This window comes from Nocardia sp. NPDC003345, assembly GCF_053589395.1.
The window spans coordinates 1-9,262 of record NZ_JBSFRU010000267.1 but is presented as its reverse complement, the minus strand read 5'-3'; the positions used below and the strand labels follow the sequence as shown (position 1 = coordinate 9,262).

10 protein-coding genes are annotated in these 9,262 nt (G+C 68.8%); 7 read left to right on the top strand and 3 right to left on the bottom strand.

The annotated features are described in order from the left end of the window. The 3 genes from ACWDU1_RS24225 to tpiA form a co-directional block, all read left to right on the top strand. On the top strand, nt 1–474 hold a 474-nt coding region (locus ACWDU1_RS24225; RefSeq protein ID WP_450001798.1), incomplete at its 5' end, for a type I glyceraldehyde-3-phosphate dehydrogenase. Nucleotides 475–481: 7 nt separating this feature from the next. Next, the gene (locus ACWDU1_RS24220) at nt 482–1,705 is read left to right on the top strand and encodes a phosphoglycerate kinase (RefSeq protein WP_450001796.1); all 1,224 of its coding nucleotides are present in this window, start codon (nt 482–484) and stop codon (nt 1,703–1,705) included. Next, a complete protein-coding gene (tpiA, locus tag ACWDU1_RS24215; protein ID WP_450001794.1) occupies nt 1,705–2,490 on the top strand; it encodes a triose-phosphate isomerase in 786 nt (261 codons plus the stop codon). The genes ACWDU1_RS24220 and tpiA overlap by 1 nt, the downstream gene beginning before the upstream one ends. An 80-nt stretch (nt 2,491–2,570) precedes the next feature. Here tpiA and ACWDU1_RS24210 read toward each other — a convergent pair whose 3' ends face one another. Next, entirely contained in the window at nt 2,571–3,494 is a 924-nt protein-coding gene (locus tag ACWDU1_RS24210; RefSeq protein ID WP_450001793.1) for a hypothetical protein, read from the bottom strand. 142 nt (nt 3,495–3,636) lie between these two features. Between ACWDU1_RS24210 and ACWDU1_RS24205 the strand changes: the two genes are divergently transcribed. Continuing rightward, nucleotides 3,637–4,176, top strand: a complete 540-nt coding sequence (locus tag ACWDU1_RS24205; protein ID WP_450001791.1) for a type VII secretion system-associated protein — start codon at nt 3,637–3,639, stop codon at nt 4,174–4,176. Between the two features lie 52 nt (nt 4,177–4,228). Here ACWDU1_RS24205 and ACWDU1_RS24200 read toward each other — a convergent pair whose 3' ends face one another. Further along, nucleotides 4,229–5,023, bottom strand: coding sequence for an META domain-containing protein (locus ACWDU1_RS24200; RefSeq protein ID WP_450001789.1), 795 nt, complete (start codon nt 5,021–5,023; stop codon nt 4,229–4,231). 145 nt (nt 5,024–5,168) lie between these two features. Between ACWDU1_RS24200 and ACWDU1_RS24195 the strand changes: the two genes are divergently transcribed. From ACWDU1_RS24195 to secG, 3 genes are all read left to right on the top strand, one after another. Continuing rightward, a complete protein-coding gene (locus ACWDU1_RS24195; protein ID WP_450001788.1) occupies nt 5,169–6,518 on the top strand; it encodes an MFS transporter in 1,350 nt (449 codons plus the stop codon). 24 nt (nt 6,519–6,542) lie between these two features. Next, on the top strand, nt 6,543–8,150 hold the full coding sequence (locus ACWDU1_RS24190; protein ID WP_450001786.1) for an MFS transporter: 1,608 nt from the start codon (nt 6,543–6,545) through the stop codon (nt 8,148–8,150). Between the two features lie 66 nt (nt 8,151–8,216). Then, nucleotides 8,217–8,450 carry a preprotein translocase subunit SecG gene (gene secG / locus ACWDU1_RS24185; protein WP_062995774.1) on the top strand — a complete coding sequence of 78 codons (234 nt, stop codon included), beginning with the start codon at nt 8,217–8,219 and terminating at the stop codon, nt 8,448–8,450. Nucleotides 8,451–8,502: 52 nt separating this feature from the next. Here the strand turns inward: secG and ACWDU1_RS24180 are convergent. Next, nucleotides 8,503–9,262 (bottom strand): SDR family oxidoreductase (locus ACWDU1_RS24180; RefSeq protein WP_450001785.1); only part of this gene is annotated, 760 nt, incomplete at its 5' end.

The following is a 9,262-nucleotide window of genomic DNA, read 5'->3' as shown; positions in this document are numbered from 1 at the left end:
ACCATCCACGCCTACACCCAGGACCAGAACCTGCAGGACGGCCCGCACAAGGATCTGCGCCGCGCCCGCGCCGCCGCGGTGAACATCGTGCCGACCAGCACCGGTGCGGCCAAGGCCATCGGCCTGGTGCTGCCGGAACTCAACGGCAAGCTGGACGGCTACTCGCTGCGGGTGCCGATCCCCACCGGCTCGATCACCGACCTCACCGCCGACCTCGCGAAGAAGGCGACCGTCGACGAGATCAACGCCGCGTTCAAGGCGGCCGCGGACGGTCCGCTGAAGGGCATCCTGAAGTACAGCGTCGACCCGATCGTCTCCAGCGATATCGTCACCGATCCGCATTCCTCGATCTACGACGCGCCGCTGACCAAGGTCATCGACGATCAGGTGAAGGTCTACTCGTGGTACGACAACGAGTGGGGCTACTCCAACCGTCTCGCCGACCTCATCGGCCTCGTCGGCAAGTCGCTCTAGGGCCGGCGTGAGCATCAAGACTCTGGACGACCTCCTCGCCGAGGGCGTCGAGGGCCGGGGCGTCCTGGTGCGCTCGGACCTCAACGTTCCCCTCGACAACGGCACGATCACCGACGCGGGCCGCATCATCGCCTCGGCGCCGACCATCAAGGCATTGGCCGAGGCCGGCGCCAAGGTGGTCGTCACCGCACATCTCGGCCGCCCGAAGGGGGCCCCGGATCCGGCGCTGTCGCTGGCTCCGGTGGCCGCCCGGCTGAGCGACGAACTGGGCCGCAATGTGCAGCTCGCCGGGGATGTGGTGGGCCAGGACGCGCTGGCGCGTTCCGAGGGCCTCACCGACGGTGACGTCCTGCTGCTGGAGAACATCCGCTTCGATCCGCGCGAGACCAGCAAGGACGACGCCGACCGGGCGAAACTGGCGGCCGCGCTGGTGGAACTGGTCGGCGACGACGGCGCGTTCGTCTCCGACGGGTTCGGTGTGGTGCATCGTAAGCAGGCCTCGGTGTACGACGTGGCGACCCTGCTGCCGCATTACGCGGGCACGCTCGTCGCGGCCGAGGCCGAGGTGCTGGCCAAGCTCACCGAATCCACCGACCGGCCGTACGCGGTGGTGCTCGGCGGGTCCAAGGTGTCGGACAAGCTCGCCGTGATCGAGGCGCTGGCCCCCAAGGTCGACACCCTGGTCATCGGCGGCGGTATGTGCTTCACGTTCCTGGCGGCCGAGGGTCTGCCGGTCGGATCCTCGCTGCTGCAGGAGGAGATGATCGAGACCTGTAAGGGTCTGCTGGACCGCTACGCCGATGTGATCCATCTGCCGCGCGATATCGTGGTCGCCGACTCCTTCTCCGCCACCGCGGAATCGAAGGTGGTGGAGTGCAACGAGATTCCCGACGGCTGGATGGGCCTGGATATCGGCCCCGAATCGGTACGGCGCTTCGCGGCGCTGCTCACCGAAGCGCGGACCGTGTTCTGGAACGGCCCGATGGGAGTGTTCGAGTTCGACAAGTTCGCGGCCGGTACCCGGGGTGTGGCCGAGGCCATCGCTCAGGCCACCGGTAAGGGCGCGTTCACCGTGGTCGGCGGCGGTGATTCCGCGGCGGCCGTCCGGGCGCTCGGCATCCCGGAGGGCGATTTCTCGCATATCTCCACCGGCGGCGGCGCCTCGCTGGAATACCTGGAAGGCAAAACGCTGCCCGGGATCAGCGTGCTCGACGACGCGGAAGGTGCGTGATGGCTCGGAAACCGCTGATCGCGGGCAACTGGAAGATGAACCTCAATCACCTCGAGGCCATCGCCCTGGTGCAGAAGATCGCGTTCGCGCTGCCCGACAAGTACTTCGACAAGGTCGATGTCACGGTTATTCCGCCGTTCGTCGATCTGCGCAGCGTGCAGACGCTCATCGAAGGCGACAAACTGCGCGTCACCCACGGTGCGCAGGATGTGTCGGTGCACGAATCGGGCGCCTACACCGGTGAGGTCAGCGCGGCCATGCTGGCGAAGCTGAATTGCGCGTACGCGGTGGTCGGACATTCCGAGCGCCGTCAGTACCACAACGAGGACGACGCCACCGTGCTCGCCAAGGCGAAGCAGGCCCTGAAACACGAGATCACCCCGATTGTCTGCATCGGCGAGGGCCTCAACGTCCGTGAGGCGGGTACGCACGTCGAGTACAACCTCGAACAGTTGCGGGGCTCGCTGAAGGGCCTGTCGGCCGCCGAGATCGCGAAAGTGGTCATCGCCTACGAACCCGTCTGGGCCATCGGCACCGGCAAGGTCGCCACCCCGGCGGATGCGCAGGAGGTGTGCGGCGCGATCCGCGGTGAGCTGGCGCAACTGGCGAACGAGCAGGTCGCCGAATCGGTGCGGGTGCTCTACGGCGGCTCGGTCAATGCCAAGAACATCGGTGAGCTGATCAAGCAGACCGATATCGACGGCGCGCTGGTCGGCGGGGCCTCGCTCAAGGGTGACGAATTCGCCACCCTGTCGGCGATCGCGGCGGGCGGTCCGCTGCCCTGAGGTAGAGCCGGACAGTTCACCGAGGCCCGCCGGGATATCGTTCCCGGCGGGCCTCGGTCGTTCGGGCGAACGGCTGATCGTTACGGGTCGTGGCCGCGGGGCACTGCCGGGAAGGCGACGATCGAATCCTGCGGCGCGGAATTCGGCGGTGTCTCCACCAGCACCTCTGCGAGACCGTTCTCCCGATCCCAGCGCACCTGGTTGATACCGGTCGTGGCGTAGACGTCGTGGCGCATGCCCTCCTGATGCAGGACCGTCGCGGCGTCGCGGGCATGACCGTACCGGGGATCGCCGGCGTCGCAGCACAGCATGACGAGCGGCCTGTCCGGTGCGGATCGGGAGGCGGTCACGAAGTAGCGGTTCGAGGCCAGGACATGGCCGAAGAAGCGTCCGGGTACCAGCAGCGTGCGCCAGTCGGGTTCGGCGTCGCTGCCGATGTTGGCGTCGACCTCGAAGCCTCGGCGGGTCGCATGCGCGTGGGTGTAGAGCACCCCGCCGCCGGTATCGTCGGCCCAGGGAGCGCGCAGCGCCGGGCCCGAGTCCCGGAACAGCGGCGCGCCGGCGCGGGTCCCGGGGATACGCACCTGCGGAACGAATTCTGTGTCGCTCGCCCGGTTCGGCATACGTGACCACGTGGAATACGCTTCGACGTCGGAGGGGCCGGGTCCGCCGTTCTTGGTGGGAAACGACACCCCGAACACCTCGCCGCGGTGATTGACCAGGGGCCGTGCGCGGATCTGGTGTGGTTCGAAAGTGTAGCGCTGGTTGCGGGCATCCCAGCCGGCGAGCCAGGGGCCGCGGGTCGAGATCTCGTTCACCCGTACCAGGCCCGCCGCGTCGGCGTTCGTCGCCGCGCGGCCGGCATTGCGGAGTTCCCCGCCGAACCGGGTGAGCAGGCTGTGCGCTTCGCGCATACCCGCGACGGCCGAATCCGCCAGTGCGCCGGTGATCTCCTGCATCAGGCGAGCCGTGCCCCTGCCGGATATCGGCTCGTCCAGCACCATGGCTACGAGTATGCGGGTCCGGTGCGCTGTGGGAAGTGTTCGAATTACGCGGGCGCCGAGCGCATCCGGACGCTACTGTACCGGAAACTGTTGCAGCGTCGATCGAGCAACCGGAGTGAACGAGCCGCTGAGGAGCTCCAACGTGGGTGACCCATCGCCGGAGGCAGTTCGGTACGGCGACTGGTTCGTCCTGGTCGATCCCGGGTGGGAGCCCGGCAGCCGGTCCACGCCGCCGCCACCCGAAGTGATCGTCGGCGGCTGGGAACTGGGACCGGACGGGACGGCCGGGCCGTTCCGTCCCAACCCGCGGTATCGCCCCGGCGATCCCGCCGCGCCCACCGATCCGTTGGATGCCCTGCTGCGGCTGGTCGTGACGGCGGGGCGAATCGGCGGTGAAGTCCTGGACACGATGGCAGATACCGTCGTGGAGATCGGCTGCGACAGCGAGGATCGGCCGCTGCTGGGGCGGGCACCCGACGGAACGCCCTGTGTCGTCGTGGTCACCGCGGAATCACAGAAGACCCATCTCGATGTGGACAGGTGGTGGCCGGTACACGGCCGCGATCTCGCCGGGCTCGTTCCGCCCGGTGCCGATGTGCTCGTCAATCCCGCCGGTGCCGCGCCTGTCCGGCTGCGCACCGAGGCGTTGTACGGGAGGGACCCCGGCGGCGAACACGCCTGAACACGTCGCACCGGGTGGAGCGCCGCGAGAAGCCGGTGGTCGCGGCGTCCGGCTACCCGGCGCGCAGCGTGAGCCCGTGGCCGTTCGGATTGCGCAGGGTCAGGACGTCGGCGTCGACCGTGGCGTGGACGGTCCCGTCGAGAGCGGCCAGCACCGCCTGCTCGACCTCCATGATCTCCGGTGCGCACATCATCCGTGTGGTGGCCGCCGTGGCGGTGATATCGGCGCCGTCGGGAGTGTCGGTGACCGCCGCCCGGCCCGTGATCCGGTTACAGCCCGCGAAACCGGTGAGCCCGCCGTCCGCGGCGAAGGTCAGGGTGGGCCGCACCTCGTCGATGGTGCGCGACTGTATCCGGGCGTCGGGGGTGAGCAGCGTGGTGACCACCCACTCGGTACCGCGGACGGGCCGGTCGGGGGTGAGAACCTTCTTGTCGGTGAGGACGACGGTGGTGTTCTTCCCGGTCACTGTCAGCCGATCCCGCTCGAGGCCCCAGGTGGGGTCGCCGCGCAGCAGGTCACCGACCCAGGCGTCGGAGCCGGCCCGATCGCCCGCACACCCGATCAGTGTGCTCGCCAGATCGGAGACGTGCAGGACGTGGTCGCGCAGATCGACCGCGCCGGTGTGGGTATTGCATCCGGCCGCTGCCGAGATCCGGCCGTCGGCGAAGGTGAGGGTGAGCGGCCCGCCGCCGGGAATGGGCGCACCGGTGACCTCGGTGGATATATAGGTGTGGCCCATGGGAGTGGGTTCGGGTGCGGCCGGTCCCGGCTCGTCGTCCGAACACGCCGTCGCGGCGAGGACGAGCAGTGACAGGGCGGCACCGATTCGCAGCGCTGGTCCCGGCATGTCCGCGATGCTACCGGGCGCGCGGCGCGATCCGGTGCGCCGAAACCCGCCCGCCGCTCGGATCTCCCTGATTTCAACGCTTCCGGCCCGGCCGATCGGTCTCGTAGCCTCGCTCGGCGATCGACGCGGCAGCGAAGGGAACACGATGTCACTACTGGAAGCAGGGCCGGCCGGGACCCGCCCGGACGATCGCGTTTCGGCGCCCGATGAGCGGCTGGGGGCCGCGGACACCAGAAAAGCGGTGGTGGCGAGTCTGATCGGCACCACCGTCGAGTGGTACGACTTCTTCCTGTACGCCACCGCGGCGGGGCTGGTTTTCGACAAACTGTTCTTCCCGAACAACAGCGCTTTCGTCGCGACATTGCTGTCGTTCGCGACCTTTGCCGTCGGTTTCGTGATGCGGCCGGTGGGAGGGCTGGTCTTCGGCCATATCGGCGACCGGATCGGCCGGAAGAAAACACTGGCCCTGACGATGGCGATCATGGGCGGATCCACCGCGCTGATGGGCGTACTGCCCACCGCCGCCGCGATAGGCGTCGTGGCACCGATTCTGCTTCTGCTGCTGCGGATGTTGCAGGGTTTCGCGCTCGGTGGTGAATGGGCGGGCGCGGTACTGCTGGCCGTCGAGCACAGTCCACGGCGGAAAGTCGGCCTGTTCGGCAGCTATCCGCAGGTCGGCCTGGCGCTCGGGCTCGCCCTGGGCACGGGGGTCTTCGCGCTGCTGCGGACAACGCTGAGCGAAACCGCGTTCCTGGATTACGGCTGGCGGATCGCCTTCGGCGCCAGTCTGGTTCTGGTGCTGATCGGCCTGGTGGTGCGTCTGAAGATCGACGAGACGCCCGCCTTCCGCGAGGTCGACCGGCTCAACCGGATCTCGAAAGTGCCGGTGGTCGAGCTGTTCCGCGACGCCCGGTCGCGGCGCAACACCGTTCTCGGTTTGCTCTCCCGCTGGGGCGAGGGCGCGGCGTTCAACACCTGGGGCGTTTTCGCGATCACCTTCGCGACCGGACATCTCGGTTTCGAGCAGGTCCCGGTGCTGCTGGCGGTCACCGTCGCGGCGGTGGTGATGGCGGCGCTCATCCCGGTCTCCGGGCTGCTCGCCGACCGTTTCGGCCCACGCCGGGTCTACATCGCCGGCATCGCGGCCTACGGCCTGCTCGTATACCCCGTGTTCGCGCTTTTCGAGACGGGGAACATCGTGATCTTCACCGTGGCGATCATCGCGGTCTTCGGTGTGGCACACGCGTTGTTCTACGGCGCGCAGGGCACCTTGTACGCGGGTCTGTATCCGGCCCAGGTGCGATACACCGGGTTGTCGTTCGTCTACCAGTTCTCCGGTATCTACGCGTCCGGCCTGACACCGATGATCATTACGGCGCTGATCGCGGCGGGCGGTTCGACACCGTGGCTCGCCTGCGGCTATCTGGTGGCGACCGCGGTGGTGAGTGTGATCGCCACCCGGTTGATCAGCGAGGAGGACCGGCTCACCGCGTGAGTGGGCCGCACAAAGGGCCGGGTTATGCTGTCCCGAGTGACCACCGCCGCGCCGAAACCCGTTTCCACCTGGGCGCCGTTGCGGTCCCGGGTCTATCGGGCGCTGTGGATCGCCCAGCTGGTCTCCAACCTCGGCACCTGGATGCAGATGGTGGGAGCGCAGTGGGTGCTGGTCGATCAGCCCAACGCGGCCGCGCTGGTCTCGTTCGTGCAGACCGCCACCACCTTGCCGGTGATGATCCTGTCCATACCGTCGGGGGTACTGGCCGATCTGCTGGACCGTCGCCGCCTGCTGCTGGGCGCGCAGTCCACGATGGCGCTGCTGGCGATCATCCTGGCGATCGCCACGGCCACCGGGCACACCACACCGTCGGTCCTGCTCACCCTGCTCTTCCTGCTCGGCTGCGGGCAGGCCATCGTGGCGCCCTCCTGGCAGGCGATCCAGCCCGAATTGGTACCCCGCGACCAGATCCCGTCGGCGGCGGCACTGGGCAGTATGAATATGAATATCGGCCGCGCCGTCGGCCCGGCGATCGCCGGCGTGCTGGTGGCGGTATCGGGCCCGGCGCTGGTGTTCACGCTCAACGCCCTCTCCTTCGGGGCGATCGTCGCCGCGCTGCTGTTCTGGCGCCGGCCCCGGGTCGAACGGGAACTGCCCAGTGAGCGGCCGCTGGCCGCATTGCAGGCGGGGACCCGGTTCATCAAGGCCGCTCCGGCGATCCGGCGGGTACTGCTGCGCACGATCCTGTTCGTGGCGCCGGCGAGCGCGCTGTGGGCGCTGCTGCCGGTGATCGCGCGTAATCAGCTCGGACTCGGCTCCTCGGGGTACGGCGTCATGCTGGGCGCGCTCGGAGTCGGCGCGGTCCTGGGCGCGATCGGCCTGGCCCGGGTGCGGGCCGCGCTCACCCCGACCAGGCAGGTGGCGGCCGCGGCTGTCGTGTTCGGCCTGGCCTGCTGCGGGACGGCGCTGCTGCACGTCGAGGCGCTCGTGCTGTTGCTGCTGGTGTTCGCGGGCGCGGCATGGCTGCTCACCCTCTCCACCATGAACGCCACCATGCAGCTGCTGCTGCCCGGCTGGGTTCGCGCTCGCGGGCTGTCGGTGTACATGCTGGTGTTCATGGCCGGTCAGGCGGTCGGTTCGGTGGTGTGGGGCCTGGTCGCGGGAGCCTACGGTGCGGTGACCGCGCTACTGGTGGCGGCGGCGCTGCTCGGTGTCTGCGCGATCAGTACGATCTGGCTGCCGATGCGGCAGTTCGCGGCCGGTTTCGACCTGACCCCGCACGCGTACTGGCCGGAACCGCAGCTGGTGGTCGAACCCGATCCCGACGACGGCCCGGTACTGGTCCTCAAGGATTACGACGTGCCGGCGGACCGGGTGCCGGAATTCCTCGAGGCGATGGCGTTCGTCGGCCGTTCGCGGCAGCGCACGGGGGCGATGGAATGGCGGATCTACCGTGATGTCGGCGCCGAGGACCGCTATGTCGAGGCCTTCGTGGTGCGGTCCTGGTCGGAGCATATGCAACAGCACAAGGTCCGGCTGACCGCGCAGGACCTGCTCCGGGAGCGGGCGGTCACGGAATTCGCCCGTGACGAGCGGCTCACCCATCTGGTGTCGGTCGAACCGGCGCCGTAGGCTCGCCGCTGCCGTGCGCGGACTGCGGATGGGGCATGCCGGGCAGCACCCTCTAGACTGTCCCGCATGCGGATGTTCCTGGATATCCTCCTGATCGTCACCAGCCTGCTGCTGGTGCTGCTGGTGCTGCTGCACCGCGCCAAGGGCGGAGGTCTGTCCAGCCTTTTCGGTGGTGGTATGCAGTCGAGTCTGTCCGGTTCCACGGTGGCCGAGAAGAACCTCAACCGCATCACCATCTTCACCGGTCTGGTCTGGTTCATCGCGATCCTGGGCATCGGGCTGGAGATCAAGTTCGCCTGACGCCGACGGCCGTGCGCGCCGTCCCCGTCGCGGGAATCGGCGCGGGCGGCGATCAGTCGTTGCGAGGCACCCGGCCGTCGAGGTCGGTGAATCCGTAGTCGTCGGCCAGATCGGCCACCTTCCACGCGGCACCCGATCGCTTCTTGCGGTCGGAGTCGGCGGCCAGCGCGACCACCGCGCGGCCCGCGAACCGGGGGCTCTCGGCGAGGTTCAGGTCGAAACTGCCCTCGCCGGGCAGGGTGACGATCCGGTTGCCCTCGTCGTCGGCCGGGACGAGCTGCAGTAGCTCGGTGTTCACGATGCCCGGCCAGATCGACACCACGCTCACCTCGGTATCGGCCAGGTCGTGGGCGAAATCGGCGGTCATCCGATCCAGCGCCGTTTTCGCGACCCCGTAGACGGCGTTGTGCATATAGCGCACCGAACCGGGTGAGGAGACGTTGACGATCAGCCCGCCGGCTCGCAGGAGCAGCGGGGCCGCGTAGACACTCGCGGCGTAATGCGAGCGCACGCCGATATCGAACGTCTCGTCCCACGCCTTCGGCGGGACCTCCCAGAATTTGCGGCCCAGCCAGCGGGCGGCGGCGGGGGAGTTGTAGACGTTGTTCACCAGTACGTCGAGCCGGCCGTGCTCGGCTTCGACCTGCTCGAACAGCCGCGCGGTGGCCGCGTCGTCGCCGTGATCGCAGACCACCGGCACCCCGGTGCCGCCGAGTTCACCGATCTGCGCGGCAGTCTCCTCGACGGTGCCCGGGAGTGCGCCCGGCTGCGGCGATCGCCCGGTCACGTAGACGGTGGCGCCCGCCGCGCCC

Bases quoted from the DNA above. Each gene is read 5' to 3' on its own strand.
- secG (WP_062995774.1), top strand. From the start codon at position 8,217: ATGCGGATGTTCCTGGATATCCTCCTGATCGTCACCAGCCTGCTGCTG.
- tpiA (WP_450001794.1), top strand. From the start codon at position 1,705: ATGGCTCGGAAACCGCTGATCGCGGGCAACTGGAAGATGAACCTCAAT.
- ACWDU1_RS24190 (WP_450001786.1), top strand. From the start codon at position 6,543: ATGCTGTCCCGAGTGACCACCGCCGCGCCGAAACCCGTTTCCACCTGG.
- ACWDU1_RS24200 (WP_450001789.1), bottom strand. From the start codon at position 5,023: ATGCCGGGACCAGCGCTGCGAATCGGTGCCGCCCTGTCACTGCTCGTC.
- ACWDU1_RS24195 (WP_450001788.1), top strand. From the start codon at position 5,169: ATGTCACTACTGGAAGCAGGGCCGGCCGGGACCCGCCCGGACGATCGC.
- ACWDU1_RS24210 (WP_450001793.1), bottom strand. From the start codon at position 3,494: ATGGTGCTGGACGAGCCGATATCCGGCAGGGGCACGGCTCGCCTGATG.